22 protein-coding genes are annotated in these 24,102 nt (G+C 67.2%); 12 read left to right on the top strand and 10 right to left on the bottom strand.

The window, feature by feature from the left end:
• Positions 1 to 29: 29 nt before the first annotated feature.
• A complete protein-coding gene (locus tag AC07PF_RS02525; RefSeq protein WP_494610784.1) occupies positions 30 to 1,517 on the top strand; it encodes a TolC family protein in 1,488 nt (495 codons plus the stop codon).
• Positions 1,518 to 1,554: 37 nt separating this feature from the next.
• Here the strand turns inward: AC07PF_RS02525 and AC07PF_RS02530 are convergent, their stop codons facing one another.
• A complete protein-coding gene (locus AC07PF_RS02530; RefSeq protein ID WP_494608577.1) occupies positions 1,555 to 2,487 on the bottom strand; it encodes a 2-hydroxyacid dehydrogenase in 933 nt (310 codons plus the stop codon).
• A gap of 56 nt (positions 2,488 to 2,543) precedes the next feature.
• Positions 2,544 to 4,388, bottom strand: a complete 1,845-nt coding sequence (locus AC07PF_RS02535; protein ID WP_007857308.1) for an ABCB family ABC transporter ATP-binding protein/permease — start codon at positions 4,386 to 4,388, stop codon at positions 2,544 to 2,546.
• 127 nt (positions 4,389 to 4,515) lie between these two features.
• Between AC07PF_RS02535 and AC07PF_RS02540 the strand changes: the two genes are divergently transcribed.
• Complete coding sequence (locus tag AC07PF_RS02540; protein WP_007857307.1) at positions 4,516 to 4,941, top strand: acyl-CoA thioesterase; 426 nt, start codon at positions 4,516 to 4,518, stop codon at positions 4,939 to 4,941.
• 61 nt (positions 4,942 to 5,002) lie between these two features.
• Here AC07PF_RS02540 and AC07PF_RS02545 read toward each other — a convergent pair whose 3' ends face one another.
• From AC07PF_RS02545 to AC07PF_RS02555, 3 genes are all read right to left on the bottom strand, one after another.
• The gene (locus tag AC07PF_RS02545; protein ID WP_494610785.1) at positions 5,003 to 5,584 is read right to left on the bottom strand and encodes a bactofilin family protein; all 582 of its coding nucleotides are present in this window, start codon (positions 5,582 to 5,584) and stop codon (positions 5,003 to 5,005) included.
• Between the two features lie 176 nt (positions 5,585 to 5,760).
• Positions 5,761 to 6,246: a thioesterase family protein gene (locus AC07PF_RS02550; RefSeq protein ID WP_007857305.1), complete on the bottom strand. Its 486-nt coding sequence runs from the start codon at positions 6,244 to 6,246 to the stop codon at positions 5,761 to 5,763.
• Positions 6,247 to 6,329: 83 nt separating this feature from the next.
• Complete coding sequence (locus AC07PF_RS02555; RefSeq protein WP_494610786.1) at positions 6,330 to 7,127, bottom strand: crotonase/enoyl-CoA hydratase family protein; 798 nt, start codon at positions 7,125 to 7,127, stop codon at positions 6,330 to 6,332.
• 183 nt (positions 7,128 to 7,310) lie between these two features.
• Between AC07PF_RS02555 and AC07PF_RS02560 the strand changes: the two genes are divergently transcribed.
• From AC07PF_RS02560 to AC07PF_RS02590, 7 genes are all read left to right on the top strand, one after another.
• On the top strand, positions 7,311 to 8,186 hold the full coding sequence (locus tag AC07PF_RS02560; RefSeq protein WP_108016380.1) for a branched-chain amino acid ABC transporter permease: 876 nt from the start codon (positions 7,311 to 7,313) through the stop codon (positions 8,184 to 8,186).
• 4 nt (positions 8,187 to 8,190) lie between these two features.
• Positions 8,191 to 9,267, top strand: coding sequence for a branched-chain amino acid ABC transporter permease (locus AC07PF_RS02565; RefSeq protein WP_494610787.1), 1,077 nt, complete (start codon positions 8,191 to 8,193; stop codon positions 9,265 to 9,267).
• Positions 9,264 to 10,103: an ABC transporter ATP-binding protein gene (locus AC07PF_RS02570; RefSeq protein ID WP_007862162.1), complete on the top strand. Its 840-nt coding sequence runs from the start codon at positions 9,264 to 9,266 to the stop codon at positions 10,101 to 10,103. The genes AC07PF_RS02565 and AC07PF_RS02570 overlap by 4 nt, the downstream gene beginning before the upstream one ends.
• On the top strand, positions 10,100 to 10,921 hold the full coding sequence (locus AC07PF_RS02575; protein WP_494610788.1) for an ABC transporter ATP-binding protein: 822 nt from the start codon (positions 10,100 to 10,102) through the stop codon (positions 10,919 to 10,921). Before AC07PF_RS02570 ends, AC07PF_RS02575 begins: the two co-directional genes overlap by 4 nt.
• 5 nt (positions 10,922 to 10,926) lie before the next feature.
• Positions 10,927 to 12,783, top strand: a complete 1,857-nt coding sequence (locus AC07PF_RS02580) for an AMP-dependent synthetase/ligase (protein WP_494610789.1) — start codon at positions 10,927 to 10,929, stop codon at positions 12,781 to 12,783.
• An 82-nt stretch (positions 12,784 to 12,865) separates the two neighbouring features.
• Positions 12,866 to 14,026, top strand: coding sequence for an ABC transporter substrate-binding protein (locus AC07PF_RS02585; protein WP_494610790.1), 1,161 nt, complete (start codon positions 12,866 to 12,868; stop codon positions 14,024 to 14,026).
• A gap of 116 nt (positions 14,027 to 14,142) precedes the next feature.
• Positions 14,143 to 15,306 (top strand): acyl-CoA dehydrogenase family protein, encoded by a 1,164-nt coding sequence (locus AC07PF_RS02590; protein WP_494610791.1) that lies wholly within the window; start codon positions 14,143 to 14,145, stop codon positions 15,304 to 15,306.
• Between the two features lie 25 nt (positions 15,307 to 15,331).
• Here AC07PF_RS02590 and AC07PF_RS02595 read toward each other — a convergent pair whose 3' ends face one another.
• Entirely contained in the window at positions 15,332 to 15,637 is a 306-nt protein-coding gene (locus AC07PF_RS02595; RefSeq protein ID WP_007862169.1) for a hypothetical protein, read from the bottom strand.
• Positions 15,638 to 15,884: 247 nt separating this feature from the next.
• Between AC07PF_RS02595 and AC07PF_RS02600 the strand changes: the two genes are divergently transcribed.
• Positions 15,885 to 16,514: an outer membrane beta-barrel protein gene (locus AC07PF_RS02600; RefSeq protein ID WP_494610792.1), complete on the top strand. Its 630-nt coding sequence runs from the start codon at positions 15,885 to 15,887 to the stop codon at positions 16,512 to 16,514.
• 75 nt (positions 16,515 to 16,589) lie between these two features.
• On the opposite strand, the gene AC07PF_RS02605 is transcribed toward AC07PF_RS02600, so the two are convergent.
• A complete protein-coding gene (locus AC07PF_RS02605; protein ID WP_494610793.1) occupies positions 16,590 to 16,868 on the bottom strand; it encodes a hypothetical protein in 279 nt (92 codons plus the stop codon).
• A 217-nt stretch (positions 16,869 to 17,085) separates the two neighbouring features.
• Between AC07PF_RS02605 and AC07PF_RS02610 the strand changes: the two genes are divergently transcribed.
• Both AC07PF_RS02610 and AC07PF_RS02615 read left to right on the top strand, forming a co-directional pair.
• Entirely contained in the window at positions 17,086 to 18,291 is a 1,206-nt protein-coding gene (locus AC07PF_RS02610; protein WP_145694673.1) for an acetyl-CoA C-acetyltransferase, read from the top strand.
• 20 nt (positions 18,292 to 18,311) lie between these two features.
• Positions 18,312 to 20,474: a 3-hydroxyacyl-CoA dehydrogenase NAD-binding domain-containing protein gene (locus AC07PF_RS02615; RefSeq protein WP_494610998.1), complete on the top strand. Its 2,163-nt coding sequence runs from the start codon at positions 18,312 to 18,314 to the stop codon at positions 20,472 to 20,474.
• An 811-nt stretch (positions 20,475 to 21,285) separates the two neighbouring features.
• Here the strand turns inward: AC07PF_RS02615 and AC07PF_RS02620 are convergent.
• The 3 genes from AC07PF_RS02620 to AC07PF_RS02630 form a co-directional block, all read right to left on the bottom strand.
• A complete protein-coding gene (locus AC07PF_RS02620; protein ID WP_007860889.1) occupies positions 21,286 to 22,062 on the bottom strand; it encodes an enoyl-CoA hydratase in 777 nt (258 codons plus the stop codon).
• A 97-nt stretch (positions 22,063 to 22,159) separates the two neighbouring features.
• A complete protein-coding gene (locus AC07PF_RS02625) occupies positions 22,160 to 23,038 on the bottom strand; it encodes an acyl-CoA thioesterase (RefSeq protein ID WP_494610794.1) in 879 nt (292 codons plus the stop codon).
• 27 nt (positions 23,039 to 23,065) lie between these two features.
• On the bottom strand, positions 23,066 to 23,953 hold the full coding sequence (locus AC07PF_RS02630; RefSeq protein WP_494610795.1) for an alpha/beta hydrolase family protein: 888 nt from the start codon (positions 23,951 to 23,953) through the stop codon (positions 23,066 to 23,068).
• Positions 23,954 to 24,102 lie beyond the last annotated feature (149 nt).

A 24,102-nucleotide genomic window follows, 5' to 3' on the forward strand; every position in this document is an offset into this window, starting at 1 on the left:
CCCGATCTGGATCAGCTGTTTCCTGCGGCATGCACAAAGCCCTGCTGACCCCGCTGTGTGCCCTGCTGCTCCTGGCCGGCTGCACCAACCTGGCCCCCGGCTACGACCGCCCCGCGGCCCCGGTGCCCGCCGCCCTGGACAACACCGCCACGGTCGCGGACGCCAGCGCGGCCACCTATGCCCCGCTGGGCTGGGATGCCGTGGTGCAGTCCGGGCAGTTGCGCGACGTGATCACCCTGGCGCTGCAGAACAACCGCGACCTGCGCTCCGCGGCCCTGGCCATCGAGCGCGCCCAGGCCCAGTACGGCGTGAGCCGCGCCGACCGGCTGCCCAGCGTGGGTGGCACGGCCCAGGGCAACCGCACGCGCACCGCCGCCGACCTGACCACGGCCGGCCGCTCGCAGATCGGCGAGCAGTACAGCGCGCAACTGGGCATCACCAGCTACGAGCTCGACTTCTTCGGCCGTGTGCGCAACCTCAACGAGGCCGCCCTGCAGGAGGTGCTGCGCGTCACCGACAACCAGCGCAGCGTGCAGCTGAGCCTGGTGGCCGAGGTCACCAGCGCCTGGCTCAACCTCGCCGCCGACCAGGCGCGCCTGGAGCTGGCGAAGGAAACCCTGCGTTCGCGCGAGGCGTCGTACTCCCTGACCGAGCGCACGCACCGCCTGGGCGGTACCTCGGGCCTGGTGCTGGCGCAGAACCAGACCACGGTGGACAGTGCGCGCGCCGACGTCGCCGCCTTCACCAGCCAGGTGGCGCGCGACCGCAATGCGCTGCAGCTGCTGGTGGGTTCGCCCGTTCCGGCCACGTTGCTGCCCGCCGTACAACCCGCCCCTCCTGTGCCCGTGGCCGCACAGGTCCCGGACGAACGGCGCAGCGCGCGCGTGACGCAGGCGGCCGCACCCGTGCCCATGCTGCGCGAGAGCGCCTTGCAGCTGCTGGCCGTACCCGCGCAGATCCCCTCGAGTGTGCTGCTCACGCGCCCCGACGTGATGGCAGCCGAGCGCAGCCTGCAGGCCACCTATGCCAACATCGGCGCTGCGCGTGCGGCCTTCTTCCCCAGCATCTCGCTCACGGCCAGTGTGGGCACGGCGAGCACCGAGCTCTCGGGCCTGTTCGGCAGCGGCAACCTGCTGTGGAGCTTCGTGCCGCAGATCCGCCTGCCGATCTTCGACGGCGGCCGCAACCAGGCCAACCTGGACGTCGCCCAGGCCAACCAGCGCATCGCCCTCACGCAGTACGAGAAGGTCATCCAGACCGCCTTCCGCGAAGCGGCGGACGCACTCGCCGAGCGCGCCACCCTGACGGACCGAATCACCGCGCAGACCTCGCTGCTGGCAGCGACGGAGCGTGTCTACGCCCTGTCCGAAGCCCGCTTCAAGGCCGGTGCCGACAACTACCTCACGGTGCTCGACGCCCAGCGCTCGCTGTACGCGGCGCAGCAGACCTTGCTGAGCCTGCAGCTGGCCGAGCAGACCAACCGCATCACCTTGTACAAGGTACTCGGCGGGGGCTGAGCCCCCGACGACCTGTCCATTGCTGGCGGGGGCCGACTCAGATGGGCGATACCGGTGCCTCGCCCGCGAGGTGGCGGCGCGCGTTCTCGACAAAGCGATCCACCGAGGCCTGCACCGCTTCGGGTGACCAGCCACCCACATGGGGGGTGAGCACCACGCTGGGCAGGTCCAGCAGCTCGGCCGGTGGCGCGGGCTCGCTCTCGTACACATCCAGGCCCGCGCCCGCAATGCGGCCGTCACGCAAGGCGCTGGCCAGCGCCGCGGTATCGATCACGCTGCCGCGCGCGATGTTGACCACATAGCCGCGCGGTCCCAGGGCAGCGAGCACCGAGGCGTTGACCAGGTGCTTGGTGCCCGGGCCGCCAGGCGTGGCCACGACCAGGAAATCCGCCCATTCGGCCAGCGCTGTCACGTCGCCGAAGTAGCGGTAAGGCACATCGCTGCGCTCGCTGCGGTTGTGGTAGCCGACCTGCAGGTCGAAGCCCAGCGCGCGCTGCGCGATCTTCTTGCCGATGGTGCCCAGACCGACGATGCCGATGCGCTTGTGCGACACATTGGGTGGCAGCGGCAAGGCCGTGCGCCACACGCCCTGGCGGGTGGCGACGTCGAGTTGGGGAATGCCGCGCACGGCGGCGATCAACAGGCCGAAGGCGTGGTCTGCCACGCAATCGTCGTTGGTACCCGCACCATTGGCCAGCACGATGCCGCGCGCCTTGGCATGGGCCACGGCGATGTTCTCGTAGCCCGCACCCAGCGCACAGATCAGCGTGGCGGCCGGCAGCGCATCGATCTGCGCCGGCGTGATGCCGATGGAGCCGATGGTGAGCACCACGCGCACGCGGCTGCCATGCTCGGCAATGGCCTTCGCATGCTGGGCGGCATCGGGCGCGTAAACCAGCTCGAAGGTTTCCGACAGCTGGGCGCAATGTTCCTCGGCAAGGAATGAGAGGGCAAGCAGGACAGGTTTCATGGCAGTGGAATCAAAAGGAAATCAAAAGCGATGGTTGTCGTGGCTGGAGGCAAGGTTCATGCCGCGGCGTCGCTCTGCTGCAGCGCCCACATGCTGGCGTAGCGCCCGCGCTGGGCCAGCAGTTCGGCGTGGGTGCCGCGCTCGATGATGCGGCCGGCGTCCATGACCAGGATCTCGTGCGCATCGACCACGGTGGACAGCCGGTGCGCGATCAGCAGCGTGGTCTTGTTCTGGGCGGCGCTCTGCAGCTCGGACTGGATGGCGCGCTCGTTGGCCGAGTCGAGCGCCGAGGTGGCCTCGTCGAAGATCAGGATGGGCGGGTTCTTGAGCAGGGTGCGGGCGATGGCCACGCGCTGCTTTTCACCGCCCGAGAGCTTGAGCCCGCGCTCGCCCACCATGGCCCCATAGCCGGCCGGCGTGCCGGCGATGAAGTCGTGGATGCGCGCCGAACGGGCGGCCGCCTCGACCTCGGCCTGGCTGGCGCCTGGGCGGCCGTAGGCGATGTTGTAGGCGATGGTGTCGTTGAAGAGCACCGTGTCCTGCGGCACGATGCCGATGGCCTGGCGCACGCTGGCCTGGGTCACCGCGCGGATCTCCTGTCCGGCGATGGTGATGCGCCCCTGCTGGATGTCATAAAAACGGTACAGCAGCCGCGCCAGGGTGGACTTGCCCGAGCCCGAGGGCCCGACCACGGCCACCGTCTTGCCGGCGGGGATTTCGAAGCTCACGCCCTGCAGGATGGGCCGGCCGGCGGCCAGGCCCTCGCCCTTGCGCGTGTCGTAGGCGAAATGCACATCCTCGAAACGCACCGTGGCCTGGTCGAGGCCCGACAGCGGCAGCGCACCGGGGGCATCGGCCACCTCGCGCTCCTTGTCCATCAGCACGAACATCTTGTCCAGGTCGGTCAGGCTCTGCTTGATCTCGCGGTAGATCACCCCGAGGAAGTTCAGCGGTATGTACAGCTGGATCATGAAGGCGTTGACCATGACCAGGTCACCGAGCGTCATGCGCCCGTCGACCACACCCTGCGTCGCGCGCCACAGCATGGCCACCAGGCCGATGGCGATGATCAACTGCTGCCCGGCGTTGAGCATGGACAGCGTGGTCTGGCTCTTCAGGCGCGCATGGCGCAGCCGCTCCAGGCTTTCGTCGTAGCGGCGCGCCTCGAAGCCTTCGTTGTTGAAGTACTTGACGGTTTCGTAGTTGAGCAGCGAATCCACCGCCTTGGTGTGGGCGGCCGAGTCGAACTCGTTGGCCTCGCGCCGGAACTGCGTGCGCCACTCGGTCACCAGCACGGTGAACAGGATGTAGAACGCCAAGGCCGCCAGCGTGATCCAGGCAAACCACGCGTCGAACTTGACGGCCAGCACGGTGAGCACCAGGGCCACTTCGACCAGCGTGGCCACCACGTTGAACAGGGTGAAGGAGATCAGCGACTCGATGCCGCGCACGCCGCGCTCGATGTCGCGCGTCATGCCGCCGGTCTGCCGCTCCAGGTGAAAGCGCAGGCTCAAGGCATGCAGGTGCTCGAAGGTCTGCAGCGCAATCGAACGCGCGGCACCCTGCGTGGCCTTGGCGAACACCAGTTCGCGCAGCTCGCTGAAGATAGAGGTGGACAGGCGCAGGGCGCCGTAGGCCAGCAACAGCCCCACCGGCACCACCAGCAAGGTGGCCGGCTCGCCCAGCTTCAGGTCCATGGCATCCACCAGGGTCTTGAGCAGCACGGGCACGCCCACGTTGGCCATCTTGGCGCCCACCATGAAGACGATGGCCGCGACCACACGCCACTTGTACTGCCACAGGTAGGGCAGCAAGCGGCCGATGGTGGCCCAGTCGGAGGGAGGGGTTGCAGCGGCCAAAGCCGGTGCCTGGGCAGGGTGGGGTTCGCCGACAGGGCGCATGGGGGACAATTCCGGTTGTTGTTTTTACCGACCCGGCTGGCGCCTGGGTGGTTTTCTCGGGGCGTGCCCTGGAGTCCACCCGTGGTGTCCCCCAGCATCCGTGCCAGCCCCAACCGAGATTGTGCCCATGTCCGAGAATTTCAGCCCACCCGCCGCCCAATTGCCCACCGACAAGGAACTGGTGCTCAAGGTCATCCCCATGCCGGCGGACACCAATGGCAATGGCGACATATTCGGCGGCTGGGTCATGGCACAGGTCGACCTGGCCGGCTCCGTGCTGCCGGCGCGCTACATGCAGGGCCGCATGGCCACCGTGGCGGTCAACGAGTTCATCTTCAAGCAGCCCGTGCGCGTGGGCGACATCCTGTCGTTCTTCTCGTCGATCACGCGCGTGGGCAACACCTCGGTCACCGTGCAGGTGGAGGTATATGCCGAGCGCTTTGCCGACCAGGGGCGCTACGTCAAGGTGACGGAAGCGCGCCTGACCTACGTGGCCATCGACGACGAAGGCCGTCCGCGCCCCGTGCCGCGCCCGAAGAAGGAAGGCGAGTAGTCAGCAGACAAGAAAGACCGACCGGGCCCCGGCAGGGCACCGGTCGTCAGCGGGCGGTCGTTCAGGCCGCCAGCGCGGTCGGTTCGGCACGCACCGGCTGCTGCGCAGGCAGCGCGCTGCGCAATGCCGACGAGGCGCTGCCCGAGCCGATGCCGGATTCGATCTCGCCGGCGAGCTGGCCGCCCTCTTCCACCACCAGCTTGCCGTAGCGGATCTTGCCGTTGACCTTGCCGGTGCTGTAGATCACGAGCTTCTGGCGCACCGTGAGCGTGCCGTTGAACTCGCCATGGATTTCGGCGATGTCGATCTCGGCCGAGCCGCGAAAGGCCCCGTGCTCGGAGATCTGGATCACGCGCGAGTCCATGGTGGCCTCTACCGTGCCTTCGACCACGAGCGTGTCGCAATCGGTGATCTCCACGCCCTTGAGCTTGATGTTGGGGCCCACCGTGAGCTTGCTGCCGGTGGAATCCGCGGCCGACGAGGGCTTGGCCAGGGCCGGGCTGACCGGTGCCGATGCCGGCGCGGCACCGCTGGCGGACGAAGTGGCCACCGGGCTGCTCAGGCCGGTGGAGTTGGAAGGACTGTGGCGGGGCTGAAACGACTCGGGTTCACGCTTGCCAAAGAAGGGGTTTTGCACGGCCATCGGTACTCCTTGAAAAGAGATTTCATCGTAGGAGTGCACCTACGCGACGGATGCGTGCATTGCGCAAGAACGGTAACCAAACGGTTCATCCGTAGCATGCGCTTGCAATGTTTGCGGGCACTCACATCCGGCGCATTACATCCTCGACGGGATATCCTGCTTTTTTCGATCCCGCATCAGGAGACGATGTAGGCCGCCGCCCCTGCGGACATGATCTCCCCGTTCGGCCCCTTGAACTCCATGCGCGTGGTGGCCACGCGCGAGCCCAGGCGCAGCACCTCAGCGTGCAGCGTGAAGTGGCTGCCGATGCCCGGGCGCAGGTAATCGATGCGCAGGTCGATGGTGCCAAGTTTGGCAAAGCGGTGCAGGCGCTGCTCGGGCGCTTCGTCCATGTGGCGCCCGCCGATGGCCGCCATCACGGCCAGGCCGCCCATGGCATCGAGCCCGGCGCTGATCACGCCGCCGTGCACGCGGTTGTACGCATAGTGGCCCACCAGCTCGGGCTTCATCTCGATGCGCCCCTCCACCCGGTCGGGGTGCAGGGCGGTGATCTTCAGGCCCAGCACCTGGTTGAAGACGATCTTTTCCTCGAAGATGGATTTCAGGCCGGCCACGAATTCGGGCTCGAATTCCTGCGGCAGTGCGGTGCTGGTCTTGCTCATGGTGTTCCTGTTCGGTGTCTCCGTGCGCTCTTCAATGGATAGCGGGCCATGCCATCCAAGTAAGCACTTCAGGCCATTTTCAATCAAAACTTTCCATGCCGCCCCTGGCCCGCGGTGAAGCGCTCCGCGCCCTGCAGCGCATCGGCCAGGCAGGCCCGCCCGCCCTGCCACTCCTGCAGCAGCGCTTCGGCCAGCGGCAGGCCCTCTTGTGCGAAGGCACTGGCGCGGTCGGCCCGCAGCGTGGCCTGCGGAAAGGCGGTGATCTCGTGCGCCAGCGCCAGCGCGGCCGCCAGGGCCTGGCCGGGCGGCACCACGCGGTTGCACAGGCCCATGCGCAAGGCCTCGGGGGCCTCGACCTTGCGGCCCGTGAGGATCAGATCGAGCGCCTGCGACAGCCCGATGAGGCGCGGCAGGCGCACCGTTCCGCCGTCGATCAGCGGCACGCCGAAGCGGCGGCAGTACACGCCGAAATAGGCGCCCTCCTCCATCACACGCAGGTCGCACCACAGGGCCAGCTCCATGCCGCCGGCCACGGCCGCACCGCTGACGGCGGCCACCACGGGTTTGGACAGCTGCAGCCGGCTCGGGCCCATGGGAGCGGCGGGGTCCGGTGCGCCGGCCGCATAGTCGAGCGATTGCGCCAGGGCCTCGGGCGAAGTGCCCTCGGCCTGCAGCCGCGCGCCCGATTGCAGGTCCCAGCCCGCGCAGAAGTGGCCACCCGCGCCATGGAACACGGCCACGTCGGCCGTGTCGTCGCGCTCGAACGCCAGGAAGGCCGCGTGCAGCGCACGGGCCGTCGCCGCATCGACCGCGTTGCGCACCGCGGGCCGGTGGAGTGTCACCAGCGTGACACGGCCTTGCTTTTCTACCTCGATGGACATGGACTCCTCCACGCGCCGCATAGGACGCAACCCTTATTGCGCGCCCCCTGGCAAAGGGACAACATGCGCGGTGCCCTGGCAGTGCCTGCACTCAGGGTTAGCCCCGAGTGCGGCAGGGGCCGCACGCAGGCACCATTATTTATGCAAAGCAATTGCTTTGTATAAATATTCCGGAGGGCCAGTGTGCAATTCGTGCAACTGTTGATCAGCGGTATCGCCCAGGGGTGCATCTACGGCCTGATCGCGCTCGGCTTCGTTCTCATCTACAAGGCCACGGAAACCGTGAGCTTCGCCCAGGGCGAGCTCATGATGCTGGGCGCCTTCTGCGGCCTGGCGCTGATGACGGTGCTCGGCTTCCCCTTCTGGGTGGCGGTGCTGGCCAGCATCGCAGCCATGGGCCTGTTCGGCACCGTGCTCGAGCGCGCGGTGATCCGCCCCATCCTGGGCCAGCCGGCCTTCTCCATCGTCATGCTGACCATCGGCATCGGCTACGTACTGCGCGGCCTGGTGACGATGATCCCCGCCATCGGCACCGAGACGCACACCCTGCCCGTGCCCTACAAGGATCTGTCGTTCAAGCTTGGCGCGCTGGTGCTCAACGCCGAGCAGCTGGCCGTGATCGGCGCCACCGGCGTGCTGTGTGCGCTGTTGTTCGCACTGTTTCGCTACAGCAAGCTCGGCATCGCCATGCAGGCCTCGTCGCAAAACCAGCTGGCGGCCTACTACATGGGCATTCCCGTGCAGCGCCTCAACGGCCTGGCCTGGGGCCTGGCCGCCGCCGTGGCGGCGGTGGCCGGGCTGCTGCTGGCGCCCATCACCTTCGTGCACGCCAACATGGGCCTGATCGGGCTCAAGGCCTTTCCGGCCGCCGTGGTCGGAGGCTTCGGCAGCCTGCCGGGTGCCATCGTCGGCGGCCTGGTGATCGGCATCGTGGAGTCGTTCTCGGGCTTTTACCTGCCCGACGGCTTCAAGGACACGGCCGCCTACATCGTGGTGCTGGTCATGCTGATGGTGCGGCCCAACGGACTGTTTGGCGAAAAGCTGAGAAAGAAAGTCTGACCCCATGCGCTTTCTTTTCAAGACTTCCTACGAGCAGGACCTGCGCCTGGCCAAGCACGGCGGGCATGTGTTCTGGTACGGGCTGCTGTGCCTGACCCTGGTGGCGGCGCCCTGGGTGGCGCCCGAGTACTGGTTGGCGCAGCTGACCTTCGTGCTCATCTACGCCATCGTCGGCCTGGGGCTGATGCTGCTGGCGGGTTTCACGGGGCTGTTCTCGCTCGGGCATGCGGCCTTCCTGGGCGTGGGGGCCTACACGCAGGCGGTGCTCACAGGCATGGGCTGGCCGTTCGCGCTGTCGCTGGCCTGCGCTGCGGGGCTGTCGGCCGCGGTGGGGGTGATCGTGGGCCTGCCGGCGCTGCGCGTGAAGGGCATCTACCTGGGCATGGCCACGCTGTCCTTTGGCTTCATCGTCGAGGAGGTATTCGCGCGCTGGGAGTCGGTCACGGGTGGCAACTCGGGCAAGCACCTGGTGCCACCCGAGATCTGGGGCTTCAAGTTCGAATCGACCGAGTCCTTTTACTTCCTGTGCCTGGTGATCGCCGTGGTCAGCACCCTGGCCATCCTGAATCTGCTGCGCTCGCCCACGGGCCGGGCCTTCGTGGCCATCCGCGATTCGGAGATCTCGGCGCAGAGCATGGGCATCCATCTGGCGCGCTACAAGACGCTGTCGTTCTCGTTGTCGGCGGCGCTGGCCGGCATCGGCGGCGCGCTGTACGCGCACAAGCTGCAGTTCATCTCGCCCGACCAGTTCAACATCTTGCAGTCCATCGACCTGCTGCTCATGATCGTGATCGGCGGGCTGGGCTCGGTGCATGGTGCCTTCCTGGGCGCCATCTTTTTGATCTCCATGCCGCAGCTGATCTCGCTGGGCAAGGACTGGCTGCCCGCCGCCATCGGCCAGGCCCCGGGCCTGCAGGCCGTGGTCTACGGCGCCGTGCTGATCCTCTTCGTGCTGTTCGAGCCCATGGGCCTGTACGGCCGCTGGCTCAAGGTGCGCACCTGGCTGCAGCTGTTCCCGTTCTACCGCAAGGGCCTGTTCAAGCGGCAGAAGTCCTTCCAAAAATCGGACAGGCTGAAATGACCGACGACATCCTGCTCAGCGCCCAGAACCTCAGCGTGCGTTTCGGCGGCGTGCTGGCCGTGAACAACGTGGGCTTCGAAGTGCGCCGCGGTGAGGTGTTCACCCTGATCGGACCCAATGGCGCGGGCAAGACCACGGTGTTCAACCTCATCAGCCGCATCTACACGCCCACCGCCGGCACCATCCACTATGCAGGCCCGGACGGCATGCTGCCGCTGACCGACCAGCCGCCGCACAAGGTGGCCGGCCTGGGCATTGCGCGCACCTTCCAGAACATCGAGCTGTTCGAGCACGCGAGCGTGCTGCACAACCTCTTGATCGGCCGCCACACGCGCCGCGAGACCGGGCTGTGGGCCGACCTGCTTTTCACCCGCCGCGTGCGCGATGCCGAAGTGCGGGCGCGCGAGAAGGCCGAGGAGATCATCGACTTCCTGGACCTGCAGCACTACCGCGACACGCTGGTGGCCGGCCTGCCCTATGGCGTGCGCAAGGTGGTGGAGCTGGCCCGGGCGCTGTGCACCGAGCCGCGCCTGCTGCTGCTGGACGAGCCCTCCTCGGGCCTGAACGTGGAGGAGACCGACGACATGGCCTTCTGGATCCAGGACATCCAGCACGAGCTCGGCATCACCGTGCTGATGGTGGAGCACGACATGTCGCTGGTGTCCAAGGTATCGGACCGGGTGCTGGCCATGAACCAGGGCGAGGTGGTGGCCATGGGCACGCCGCGCGAGGTGCAGGCGCACCCCGGCGTGATCGAGGCCTACCTGGGCACCATCGACGATGTGAGCAACCTGCGCCGCCCGACGGGCAGCGCACCGGCAAGGATGGCACGATGACCGTCATTCCGTTCCCCGGCCCATCCGGCCCCGGCAGCACCGCAGAGGGCACGCCGCAGTTGCGGCTGCAGAACGTGGAAAGCGCCTACGGTCCCATCAAGGCCATCCGCGGCGTGAGCCTGCAGGTGCAGCGTGGCGAGATCGCGGCCGTGCTGGGCAGCAACGGCGCGGGCAAGACCACCATCCTCAAGACCATCTCGGGCATCATCGACCCGCGCCGGGGCTCCATCGAGTTCCAGGGTGCCCACATCACGGCCGCCGACCCGGCCGCCATCGTGCGCCGGGGCCTGGTGCACGTGCCCGAGGGGCGCGAGGTGTTCGCTCTGCTGTCGGTGCGCGACAACCTGCTCATGGGGGCCTACACGCGCAGCGACGCCGACGCGGTGGCGCGCGACCTGGAGCTGGTGTATGCCTACTTTCCCATCCTCAAGGAACGCGCCGCGCAAGACGCGGGCCTGCTCTCGGGCGGCCAGCAGCAGATGCTGGCGATCTCGCGCGCCCTCATGGCCAACCCCGAGCTGATCCTGCTCGACGAACCCAGCCTGGGCCTGTCGCCCAAGCTCACCAAGGAGATCTTCGAGATCGTGGTGCGCATCAACCGCGAGCGCGGCACCACCATCCTGCTGGTGGAGCAGAACGCCAACATGGCGCTCAACGCCTCCGACTACGGCTATGTGCTGGAGAACGGCCGCATCGTGATGGAAGACAGCTGCGAGCGCCTGCGCGAGAAGGACGACATCAAGGAGTTCTACCTGGGCATGAAGGACGCCGGTGTGCGCGGCGAGCGGCGCTGGAAAAAGAAGAAGAACTGGAGGTGACCGGCATGTCCAATCTATGGGACCTCTCCCACATCCAGCCGGCCGGCACCGACGTGCTCGCGGGCGACACCATGGCCGCCATGTTCTGGAATGGCGTGGCGCAGCGCGGCCCCAAGGTGTGGCTGCGCCAGAAGCAGTTGGGCATCTGGAAGAGCTGGACCTGGGACCAGACCGCCGACGCCGTGCGCGAGATCGCGGGCGGCCTGATGGCACTGGGCTTTGCTCCAGGCGACTGCGCGTCCGTGCTGTCGAGTACCAACATCGAATGGGTGCTGGCCGACCTGGCCGTGCTCAGCTGCGGCGGTGTCTCCAATGGCATCTACCCCACCGACGCGGCCAGCCAGGTGCACTACCTGTGCGAGGACTCCCGCACCAGCGTGCTCTTCGTCGAGGACGACGAGCAACTGGACAAGGCACTGGAAGTGCGCGCGCAATTGCCGCTGCTGCGCAAGATCGTGGTCTTCGACATGGAAGGCCTGCGCAGCCTCGCGGACCCCGGCATCATCAGCCTGCAGGCCCTGCGCGCGCTGGGCCGGGACTGGAACGCGCAGCACGCGGGCGCGCTGGAGCGCCGTGTGCAGGGCTGCAAGCCCGAGGACGTGGCCATCCTGGTCTACACCTCGGGCACCACCGGCAAGCCCAAGGGCGCCATGCACACCCATGCTGCGCTGGCCTACACCGTGCGCGGCTACAACACGCTGATCTCGCGCACCGAGGACGACGAGGCCATGTGCTTTTTGCCGCTGTGCCACATCGCCGAGCGCATGGGCGGCGAGTACTTTTCGCTGTACACCGGCTCGCGCCTGAACTTCGTGGAGAACCCCGACACCGTGCCCGAGAACGTGCGCGAGATCGCCCCCACCGTGTTCACCGCCGTGCCGCGCGTATGGGAAAAGTTCTATTCGGGCGTGATGATCGCGCTCAAGGAGTCCACGAAGCTGCAGCAGGCGGCGTACGCCTGGTCCATCGGTGTGGGCACGCGCATTGCCGAGCAGGTGCTGGCCGGCAAGCCCGTGGGCGCCGGGCAGAAGCTGCAGTTCCAGCTGGCACGCTGGCTGGCGCTGGACAACGTGCGCAAGCTTATCGGCATCCACCGCGCTCGCTTCCTCGTCACAGGGGCGGCACCGATCTCGCCCGACCTGGTGAAGTGGTACCTGGCACTGGGCGTACCCATGCTGGAGGTGTGGGGCATGACCGAGACCTGCGGCGCCGCCACCGGCGTGCCGGCCAGCCGCATCAAGCCCGGCTCCATCGGCCCCGCCGCGAGCTACAACGAGGTGCGCGTGGACCCGGTCACCGGCGAGATCCTGGTGCGCGGCCCGAACGTCTTCAAGGGCTACCTGAACCAGCCCGAGAAGACGGCGGAGACCATCTCCCCCGATGGCTGGCTGCACACCGGCGATGTGGGTGTGATCGACGCCGACGGCTACCTGCGCATCACCGACCGCATGAAGGACATCATCATCACGGCCGGCGGCAAGAACATCACTCCGAGCGAACTGGAGAACGAGCTCAAGTTCAGCCCCTACGTGACTGACGCGGTGGTGATCGGCGATGCCCGGCCCTACCTCACGGTGATCATCATGATCGACCAGGAGAACGTGGAGAAGTACGCGCAGGACAACGACGTGCCGTTTTCCAACTACGCCAGCCTCACGCGCGCCCCTGAGGTGCAGGCCCTGATACAGGCCGAGCTGGACCGCGTGAACACCCGCTTCGCGCGCGTGGAGCAGATCAAGAAGTTCTTCCTCCTGGACACGCAGCTTTCTGCCGAGGACGAGGAGCTGACCCCCACCATGAAGCTCAAGCGCAAGCTCGTGCAGCAGAAATACGCGGCCCAGATCGAGGCCATGTACCGCTGACCCGCCCATAGGGAAAGTGCTGGTGCCCGGTACCGGGCATCGTTCTATAACGACGAATCCGATCCATCCAAGGAGACGTGCCATGAAACTTCATCACCTCGCTGCGCTGGCCACCGTGGCCCTGGCCGGCACCGCCGCGCAGGCCCAGACGCAGGGCGTGGCCAAGGACAGCATCACGCTGGGCTCCATCCAGGATCTGTCGGGGCCGCTCGCGGGCTTCGGCAAGCAGGTGCGCCTGGGGATGATGCTGCGCGTGGACGAGGCCAACGAGCAGGGCGGCGTGAACGGCCGCAAGATCGACCTCAAGGTCGAGGACTCGGGCTACGACCCCAAGAAGGCGGTGCTGGCGGCGCAGAAGCTCGTCAACCAGGACAAGATCTTCATGATGGTGGCGCACATCGGCACGGCGCAGAACCTGGCGGCCATGCCGGTGCAGTTCAGCAAGAACGTGATCAACTTCTTCCCGGTGACGGCCGCGCGCGAGATGTACGAGCCCTTCCACAAGCTCAAGTACTCGTTTGCCGCCACCTACTACGACCAGATCCGCCTGGCCGCACCCAAGCTCATCAAGGAAAAGGGCGCCAAGAAGATCTGCACCATCTACCAGGACGACGAGTTCGGCCTGGAGGTGATGCGCGGCGGCGAAGCAGCCCTGAAGGCCATGGGCCTGGACTTCACCGAGAAGACCTCGTACAAGCGCGGCGCCACCGACTTCTCCTCGCAGGTGGCGAAGATGAAGGCAGCCGACTGCGATTTCGTGGTCCTGGGCACCATCATCCGCGAGACCATCGGCACCATCGGCGAGGCGCGCAAGACCGGCTTCAACCCCACCTTCCTCGGCTCGAGCGCGGCCTACACCGACCTCATCCACAAGCTGGGCGGCAAGCCCATGGACGGCCTGTACGCCACCATGACGGTGCAGCACCCCTACCTGGACGAGGCCTCGCAGCCCATCCGCTTCTGGGCCACCAAGTACAAGACCAAGTTCAACGAGGACCCGACCGTGTTCTCGGTCTACGGCTACGGCGCCATCGACGCCTTCATCCGCGCGGCGCAGAAGGCCGGCACCTCGCTGACCACCGAAAGCTTCATCAAGGCAATGGACACCATGGTCATCCCGCCCGACATGTTCGGCAGCGCCGAAGCGTCCTACGGGCCGCAGAAGCGCCTGGGCAGCGACCTGTCGCGCCTGTCGCAGATCCAGGACAGCAAGTGGAAGGTCGTGTCGGACTACGTCAAGTAGGCAGGTCCACGATCACCGGCCAGGCCGCCCCGCATGGGCGGCCTTTTTGTTGCCGCGAACCCATGGCAGAATTTTAAAAAGCGCCTGCTTTGCAAAATGACTCCGGAGACACGACCATGATCGAACGCACCCTTTTCAACGCCGACCACCAGGCCTTCGCCGAGAGCTTTGCGCGCTTCCTCGACAAGGAGGTGGCCCCCCACCACGCGGCCTGGGAGGAGCAGGGCTATGTGGACCGCGCCGTGTGGACCAAGGCCGGTGAGAACGGCTTCCTGTGCATGGCGCTGCCCGAGGAGTACGGCGGCGCGGGCGCCGACAAGCTCTACTCGGTGGCGCAGATGGAAGCGATTGCGCGTGCGGGATTCACCGGCATTGGGTTCGGGCTGCACAGCGAGATCGTGGCGCCCTACCTGCTGCACTACGGCACCGAGGAGCAGAAGCGGCGCTACCTGCCGCAGTTGGCCAGCGGTGCCACGGTGGGCGCCATCGCCATGAGCGAGCCGGCTGCCGGCAGCGACCTGCAGGGCATCAAGGCCACGGCTGTGAAGAGCGCCGACGGCTCGCACTATGTGCTCAACGGCAGCAAGACCTTCATCACCAACGGCTGGCATGCGGACCTGGTGATCGTGGTCGCCAAGACCGACCCGGCGGCGGGGGCCAAGGGCACCAGCCTGTTCCTCGTGGAGCGCGGCATGCCGGGATTCGAGAAGGGCCAGCGCCTGAAGAAACTGGGCATGAAGGCGCAGGACACGTCCGAGCTGTTCTTCACCGACGTGAAGGTGCCGGCCGAGAACCTGCTGGGCGGCCCGGCCATGGAAGGGCGCGGCTTCATCTGCCTGATGGAGCAGTTGCCCTGGGAGCGGCTGCAGATCGCCATCACGGCCGTGGCCGCCTCCCAGGCGGCCATCGACTGGACGGTGGACTACGTCAAGCAGCGCAAGGTCTTCGGCCAGCCCGTGGCCGCTTACCAGAACACCCGCTACACCCTGGCCGAGCTGCAGACCGAGGTGCAGGTGGCACGCGTCTTTGTGGACAAATGCTGCGAGCTCATCGTGGCCGGCCAGCTCGACACCGCCACGGCCAGCATGGCGAAGTACTGGACCAGCGACCTGCAGTGCAAGGTGATGGACGAGTGCCTGCAGCTGCACGGCGGCTATGGCTACATGTGGGAGTACCCCATCACCCGCGCCTACGCCGATGCCCGGGTGCAGCGCATCTACGGCGGCACCAACGAAATCATGAAGGAAGTGATCACCCGCGCGATGGGGCTGGGCAAGTAGCCCGGGCCGCAGCCTGGAGCTGCGCTTACAGCAGCCAGGTCTCGCGGATCTCTTCGGGACTGAGCTTGCGCGGGGCCGGTGCAGCGCCGCGCACCTGCAGCCAGTCGCGCACGCCGTCGCGGCCACTGAGGCCACGCACCAGCAGCACCCCGGCGGCGAGGCCGCGCACGGCGGCCGCACTGCGGCTGGGCGCCATCAGCGCGGACACGGCCAAGCCCGCGCCAGCGGCCAGGGCCAGGTGGTGCTCGAGGAAAAAGCCGGAGCGCGCGTCGTCGTATTCGATGGCGTCGCGCGCCAGGCGCTGCAGGGATTCGGAAAGGGTTTTTGCCATTGTTCTGGTGGGGCGGTCAATAAGCAGCCCCGTTTTCGCAGGATAAGGCCATCCAGGCCCAGCCCACAAGAATCTGTTCAAAGATGACAGGATAGCGCGTTGCCAGCGCCCTTCCTTGCAGGCCGATTCCTACAAAAGCCGCTTATCAAATCCCACGTGCTGTTACATGGCAGCCGCCTAAATTGGAAGTCAGGCGGCCTGCGTGTGCGGGTGCCAAAAAACGGTGTCCTTATCGCGGGAGACTTCCATGAGGCATGCACGGCGCAGCAGCACTTCCCCCTGGCTCATTGCCGCCATCGGCGGCGCGCTTTTCGGCGTCGTGTGCGGCGTGGCGCGAGCGCAGGCCCCTGCCGACGTATCTCTGCCTTCCTCCAGGTCCGTCCTGCCCTTCACCCAGGCCGGCTATGTCGGCCTGTCGGGCGGGCGCTCCCGGTACGACCTGTACGCGGGGCCGACCGGGCTGGCCTACGACGACAGCGATACCGCCTGGAAGCTCAGCACCGGCGGCTACTTTCACCGCAACTTCGGCGTTGAGGTGGGCTACCTCGATTTCGGCCGCGCCTACCGGCTCGATGGCCGGACCAAGGCCCGTGGACTGAACCTGAGCCTGGTGGGGCGTGCCCCCATCGGAGACCGCCTGGAGCTGTTTGCCAAGGCCGGCACCACCTACAGCCGGACCTTTACGTCCGCCGAGCCCGTCTATGGCCTGCGCACCGGCAGGAACAGCGGCATGGGCCTGTCCTTCGGGGTGGGTGCCAGCTGGGGCTTCACGCCCAACATCGCCGCCGTGCTGGAGTGGGAGCGCCACCGCCTGCACTTCGCGGACGACACGGCACCCGCCGACCTGGCCACCGTGGGCGTGCGCTACCGGTTCTGAGGTGGAACGACGGGGGCGCACCCAGCGCCCTCCGCATGTGCCCTGTCCGGGCCCTTGCGGACGCCATCGTCCACCTTACTCTGCCCGATCAGGCTGCTCGTAGTGGTCTTCCCACCGCAGCGGGTTGGACACGCCAGGTTCGCGCCAGACGAAGAACAGCGTGGCCAGAACGATCAGCGCCGCCATGCCCATGAACGGCCCCAGCAACCAGAAAGCCACCAGCACCGCGAGCAGGCCCCCGGCGCTGAAGCGGATCGCGTGCTGGTCCATGGGCCCAGGCCCGGCGCGCGCTGGGTTCGGCATGGCATTGCCGTCCGACGAACCTGCCCCGCTGCGCTGGATGCTGTTGCTCATGGTTCACCTGGATGGAATGTGGGATGGATGAGGCGTGCCGCAATGAGTTTCGAAGGCTTTGCGTACGGCGGCCGTCAGCCAAACCGGGGAGCCGCTGCCATCCTGCTCCTACACCAGGAGGACCGCGCGTCTGGTCAGGTGTCACCATTTATACAAAGCAGGTGATCTGCATAAAGCCGTCCCGCCCTATACTGCGGCGACAAACTGGAGACACGCCATGACACAAGCCTATGTGTTCGATGCCATCCGCACGCCGCGGGGCAAGGGCAAGAAGGACGGCAGCCTGCACGAGGTCAAGCCCATCAGTCTGCTCACCGGCCTGCTGGCCGAGCTGCAGCGCCGCCACCGCTTCGACACCGCTGCGGTGGACGACATCGTGATGGGCATCGTCTCGCCCGTGGGCGAGCAGGGCTCGGTGTTGCCCAAGGTGGCGGCACTCAAGGCGGGTTGGGACTTCCGCGCTTCGGGCCTGCAGGTCAACCGCTTTTGCGCGTCGGGCCTGGAGGCCGTGAACCTGGCCGCGCAGAAGGTGCGCTCGGGCTGGGAAGACCTGGTGGTGGCCGGTGGCGTGGAGAGCATGAGCCGCGTGCCCATCGGCTCGGACGGCGGCGCCTGGGCGCAGGACCCGGACACCAACTCGGCCACGCTGTTCGTGCCCCAGGGCATCGGCGCGGACCTGATCGCCACGCTGGACGGTTTCACGCGCTCCGACGTCGACGCCTATGCGGTCGAATCGCAGCGCCGGGCCGCCGCCGCGCGCGCGGCCGGCTACTTCAAGCAATCGGTGGTTCCCGTGCAGGACTTCCTGGGCCTGCCCATCCTGGAAGAGGACGAGTTCATCAAGCCGCAGACCACGCTCGAAGGCCTGGCCGCGCTCAAGCCCTCGTTCGAGCAGTTGGGCGGCATGGGCTTCGACGCGGTGGCGCTGCAGCGCTACCCGCAGGTGGAGCGCATCCACCATGTGCACCATGCGGGCAATGCCTCGGGCATCGTCGATGGCGCCGCAGCGGTGCTGATCGGCAACGAATCCGCGGCCACGGCCCATGGTCTCACGCCGCGCGCGCGCATCGTGGCCACCGCGCTCAGCGGTGCCGACCCGACCATCATGCTCACCGGCCCCGTGCCGGCCGCGCGCAAGGCACTGGCCAAGGCCGGCCTGGACATCGGCCAGATCGACCTGTTCGAGGTCAACGAGGCCTTTGCCGCCGTGCCCATGCGCTTCATGCGCGAACTGGGCGTGCCGCACGACAAGGTCAACGTCAACGGCGGCGCCATCGCCCTGGGCCACCCCCTGGGCGCCACGGGCGCCATGATCCTGGGGACGCTGATCGACGAGCTGCACCGCCGGCAACTGCGTTACGGCCTGGCCACGCTGTGCGTGGGTGGCGGCATGGGCATTGCCACCATCGTGGAACGCGTGTGATGACGACGACGGAGAACACCATGCAGACCATCCGCTACGAACTCCTCGATGCCGCCGACGGCAAGGTTGCGCTGATCACCTTCGACGAACCGGACTCCAGCGTCAACACCATGTGCCGCCAGTGGCAGGCCGACCTGGGCGAGGCCACGGCGCGTGTCGTGGCCGATCGCGCCCAGCTCAAGGGCGTGGTGCTGGCATCGGCCAAGACCAGCTTCTTCGCGGGCGCCGACCTCAAGGCCACCATGCGGCTCACGCCTGCCGATGCGCCCACCGCCTTCGGCGAGATCGAGCGCATGAAAAAGCACTTTCGCACGCTGGAAACCCTGGGCATCCCCGTGGTCAGTTGCCTCAACGGTGCGGCCCTCGGCGGCGGCTGGGAGGTGGCGCTGGTGGGCCACTACTGCATTGCCGTGGACAACCCGCGCATCCAGTTCGGCCTGCCCGAGGTGACCCTGGGCCTGATGCCCGGCGCCACGGGCATCACCAAGATGACGCGCCTGCTCGGTCTGATGGGCGCGCAGCCCTACCTGCTCGAAGGCCAGCTCTTCAATCCGCGCGAGGCGCTGGAGCTGCAGCTGGTGCACGAACTGGTGGCCACGCCCGAGCAGTTGCTGCCCGCCGCCCTGGCCCGCATCGCCACCCACCCGCACTCCGTCCAGCCCTGGGACGACAAGAACCACAGGATGCCCGGCGGCACGCCCGCCAACCCCAAGGTGGCCGGCGCACTGAGCGTGGCACCCGCCATGCTCAAGAAGACCACGCGCGGCCGCTACCCGGCGCCCGAGGCCATCCTGGCCACCATGGTCGAAGGCGCCATCGTCGACTACGACACCGCGCTGCGCATCGAAAGCCGCTACCTGGCCCGCCTGATGACCGGCCCCGTGGCGCGCAACATGATCAACACGTTCTTCTTCGACATGAATGCGATCAAGAGCGGCCAGTCACGACCCGGCAGTTCCCCGCGCTACAAGCCGCAGAAAGTCGGCATCCTGGGCGCCGGCATGATGGGCGCAGGCATCGCCTGGGCCCAGGCCAGCCGGGGCATTGCCACCGTGCTCAAGGATGTGAGCCAGGAAAAGGCCGAGGCCGGCAAGGCCTACAGCGCCCAGCTCTCGCAGGCACGCGTGGACAAGGGCCGCATGGAGGCAACTGCGCAACAGACACTGCTCGCCAGGATCACCCCGACCGCCGATGCCGCCGACCTGGCCGGCTGCGACCTGGTGATCGAAGCCGTGTTCGAGAACCGCGAGCTCAAGGCGAACGTGACGCGCGAGGCCGAGCCCCAGCTCGCCGAGGGTGGCTTCTTCGCCAGCAATACGTCGACCCTGCCTATCACCGGCCTGGCGCAGGCCAGCCGCCGGCCCGCGAAATTCGTCGGCATCCACTTCTTCAGCCCGGTGGACAAGATGAAACTGGTGGAGATCATCCGCGGCCAGGCCACGGACGACGAGACCGTGGCGCGTGCCTTCGACTACGTGCAGGCCCTGGGCAAGGTGCCCATCGTGGTCAACGATTCGCGCGGCTTCTATACCAGCCGCACCTTCGGCACCTACGTGATGGAGGGCGCGGCCCTGCTCGGCGAGGGCGTGCCTGCGGCGCTGATCGAGAACGCGGCCATGCAGGCCGGCATGCCCGTGGGGCCGCTGGCCGTGCTCGACGAGACGGCGCTGACCCTGAGCGTGCATGTGCTCGACCAGACGCGTGCCGACTATGCGGCCGAGGGGCACACTTACCTCGCCACGCCCGGCGAGCTGTTGGTGGAGCGCATGGTCAAGGAATTGAAGCGCCCTGGCCGCGCGGGTGGCGGCGGGTTCTATGACTACCCCGCGGGCGGCAAGAAGCAGTTGTGGCCTCAGCTGCCGTCGCTGTTCGGGCGCCCTGCCGACACTTCAAGCCCCTTGAACGTGCAGGAGATCCAGGATCGCTTGCTGTACCGGCAGGCGGTGGAGACGGCGCGGTGCCTGGCGGAGGGGGTGCTCACGAGCGTGCACGATGCGAACATCGGGTCGATCTTTGGGATCGGGTTTCCGGCGTGGACCGGGGGGGCGATGCAGTTCATCTATGGAACGGGGGTGGAGGCGTTCCTTGCGCGGGCAGATGAATTGGCGCAGAGGTTTGGGACGGGGTTTGCGTTGGATGCTGCGGCGCGTGATGCGATTGCGCGGTTTCAGCCTCGGTACTGAGTGCTGCGTGCAGTGGCCCAATCGATCAATTTGCTTCATTGAAGGGCGGAGGCCGGGATGTGCGCCCGGCGGCGCACCTTCTTTCTTTTGCGTCGCCAAAAGAAAGAAGGCAAAGAAAAGGCGACCCCGCTGCCCGTGTCCCCCTCGCACTGCGTACGAGGGGGCAGCCTGCGATGCTCCAAGCTGGGGTGCGCCTCGCAACTCACTGCGTTCCCCCTTCGGGCGAACTCCGTTCAGACATCTGCGGCGAGTCAGATGACGAAGCGCGTGTGTCCTGCGGCACACGCGCCACCCCAGCTTCTGCGCTTCTCGGCACGGTCAGAAGGGGGTGGATACCAACACGGGCCATTGCTTCGCTCGGCCTGTGGTCCTTCGCTGCGCTCGGCTCGCCAGGGCGATAGTCAGGCGCGTCGGCAGCGCGCAGCGCGTAACCGACACCCGGCGCAGCTGCGCAAGCAGCAGCCGTGTGGTACCCGCTCCCCACCCCTGCTGGCTGCGCCGAGAAGCGCAGGGCCTGGGGTGGGTGCGTGTGCCGAAGGACACACGCACTTCGTGATCTGACTCGTCGCAGCTGTTTGAGCGGAGTTCGAAGAACGCAGCGAGTTCTGCGACGCCACCCCAGGACCGAGCATCGCAGGTTGCCCGCAGCGAAGCGAAGGGACGCAGACTGGGGGTCGCCTTTTCTTGGCCCCCCTTCTTTTGGCGACGCAAAAGAAGGTGGGTGCGCCGCCGGGCGCACATCCCGGCTCCCGCACTCAGCTAAGGCATGCGGTCATCATCGCGCCGACGACCGCACAGCAGGCTCAAGAAATCAAACCTTGCTGAAGTCAGGCTTGCGCTTCTCCATGAACGCAGAAAACGCCTCGCGCGCAGCCGGCTCCCGCAGCATGCGCCCAAAGCTCGCGCCCTCCTCGCCCATGCGCTCCAGCACCGGCTGCGTCTGCCCCTTCTTCATCAAGCGCTTGGTCTCGATCAACGCAGACAAGGGCTTGGCCGCCAGCTTCTTCGCCTGTGCCTGCGCCACACCATTGCATTCCGTGGGAGGCACCACGCGATTCACCAGGCCCACTTCCAAGGCCGCTTCGGCCATGAAAGGCTCGCCCAGCAGCAGGGCCTCGGCCGCACGGTGGTAGCCCATCATCTGTGGAACCAGCAGGCTCGACGCCGCCTCGGGGCACAGGCCCAGGTTCACGAAGGGCATGGAAAACGCCGCGTTGTCACCGGCGTAGACCAGGTCGCAGTGGAACAGCAAGGTCGTGCCGATGCCCACGGCCGGGCCGCAGACGGACGCGATGAGGGGCTTGGGGAAGGCGGCGATGCCGTGCAGGAAGCGGAACACGGGCGAGTCCTGCGTGGCGGGCGGTTGCTGCAAGAAGTCACCGATGTCGTTGCCGGCGCTGAAGATCGCCACATCGCCCTGGAACACCACCACGCGCACGGCAGCGTCCGCCTCGGCGGCAACCAGTGCATCGGCCATGGCGGCGTACATGGTGGTGGTGATGGAGTTCTTCTTGTCCACCCGGTTGAAGGTGATGGTGGTGACACCGGCTTCGGTGTGGACGAGGATGTCTTGGGTGGATGCAGTCATGGCTGGAATCTCGGGGGTTTGGGATGATGAATCGGGCATCGAAGGACGGATGATGCGGCAGGCGAAGGATGCCAGTCCCCTGCCGGCCTTCCATCCATCATTCCTTGTAGTAAACGATCTGGTGGCTCGTGGCCAGCATGGTGCCGGCCTCGTTCCACAACTGGGCGGTCTGGTCGAAGAAACCGTTGCGGAACTCCTGGCCCCGGGCCTGGCCCAGCAGGTGGCCGGTGCCAGTGGCCTCAAGCTGCTCGGCACTGGCATGGAAGTACACGGTGATGGACACCGTGCCGGCCGGCACGCGGCGCGCGCGGCGCAGCCAGACACGCGGGTAGAACACATCGGCCAGGGCGGCGAGCGACAAAAAGTCCAGCGGCCGCGGTGGCGCATCGCGCATCCACAACTGCGTGGTGCTGTGGTCGCCACTGCCATCCCAGGTATTGGGGATGGGGCCCTTCAGCGGCCGCATCTCGTAGCGGTTGATCCACTCGACCCCCTGCCGGGCAATGGGCGCCAGCTCGGCAGGCGGCGTCACCTCGGGCATGGGCAGGTCGCCCACACTCCAGGTCTCGCGGCGCACGGCCGTCACTGCCGTGCCGGTGGTGGTGACCACCAGCGCACCCTCGGCATCGGCCTGCAGGATGGACAGTGTCCAGTGCTGGGTGGAGCGGTTGGTGCGCACGGGCACGGCCTGGATGGTGAAGGCGCCCTCCACCAGTGCGCCCGCATAGTTGACCGTGAGCGACAGGGGGTCGCCGAGCCGGTCCGGGTGCTGCAGGATGGCCGTCAACAAGGTGGCTGCCGTGACACCGCCGAACGGGCCAACCATGTTCCAGTAGCCAGGATGGGTCTGCCCCTGGTACTGCCCCGGGACATCGGCGCTGGCGGACAGCTGCAGGGCCTCGTCGAGCGGGTGGGGGGCGGCGGCGGCAGCAGGAGGGTTGTCGCTGCCTTGCGGGGTCTGGGTGCTGCGGGTCATGCGCTGAGTGTGCCGCGAATTGCCGGACTACACCGTCGTGCCGGTGACTGTTGCCGCAGCGCCGAACCCGGACAGCAGGGCCGCCGCGCGCGGCCACAGATTGCCGCTGAACTGGTCGCGAAAGAAGCCGAAGTGCCCGATGCGGCGCACATGCAGGTCTGCCGGGGTGATGCTCTCCACGCTGCGCTCGGTGTTGGCATACAGGTTGACGAGGTTGTGCGTGCCGCGCAGCGTCATGAGCTCATCGTCGCTCATCGACAGGGCCAGCACCGGAAAGCGCACCGCCCCATAGCTTTGCGCCACGGCAGCCCCTTCGGCCCCCACGCTGTAGGCGGGGTTCAGGCACCAGCGCCGCCACTGCAGGATCACGCCGGCCGGCAGATCGCCGACCTTCTTGAGCGTGCGCCCGGGAAAGTACCCGCACAGCCGCGTGGCCAGCGGCACCAGTACCCACCAGAAATACGGCACGATGCGCTTGAGCTGCGGCGCATTGTCGCGCCAGTAGCCACTGCCTGCGGCAATGCTGAGCAGCCCGTCGACCTGCGCCGGGTTGCGCAAGAGCCCCGGCAGCTGCGCCCCCAGGCTGTGCCCCAGCAGGTACAGCGGGGACGCCGGTAGCGCAGCCTTGGCCGCTGAAATCACGGCCTCGTAGTCCTGCGCCCAATCGAACAGATCCGCCTTCACGGCCCGCATAGGGCCCTGCAGCGAATCCCCATGCCCGCGGTAATCGAACGTCGTAACCCGAAACCCCTGCTGCGCCAGCCAGCGCGCAAACGCCTCGTAGAACGCCTGCCGCACCCCCATGGCCCCGCCGACCACGACACTGGCGCGCGCGGCGCCAGCCCCACCTTCGGGTTCGTACACGCGCAGCGCCAAAGACACCGCGTCCATCACCTGCAAAGTCTGCTTGTCCATGTTCGTCTCCTGTAAAGACCGATCTGCGCCGGCTCGATGGAAAACACTTCAAACAATCCCGCTCTTCACACCCCGCCCTCAAGGGCGTAGCGAGCGGTCTTCAGGCTAGGCGAACGGAGCACAGGAACCGCAACGTACTTCCTGTACGT

Source organism: Acidovorax sp. GW821-FHT10A04, from assembly GCF_059415825.1.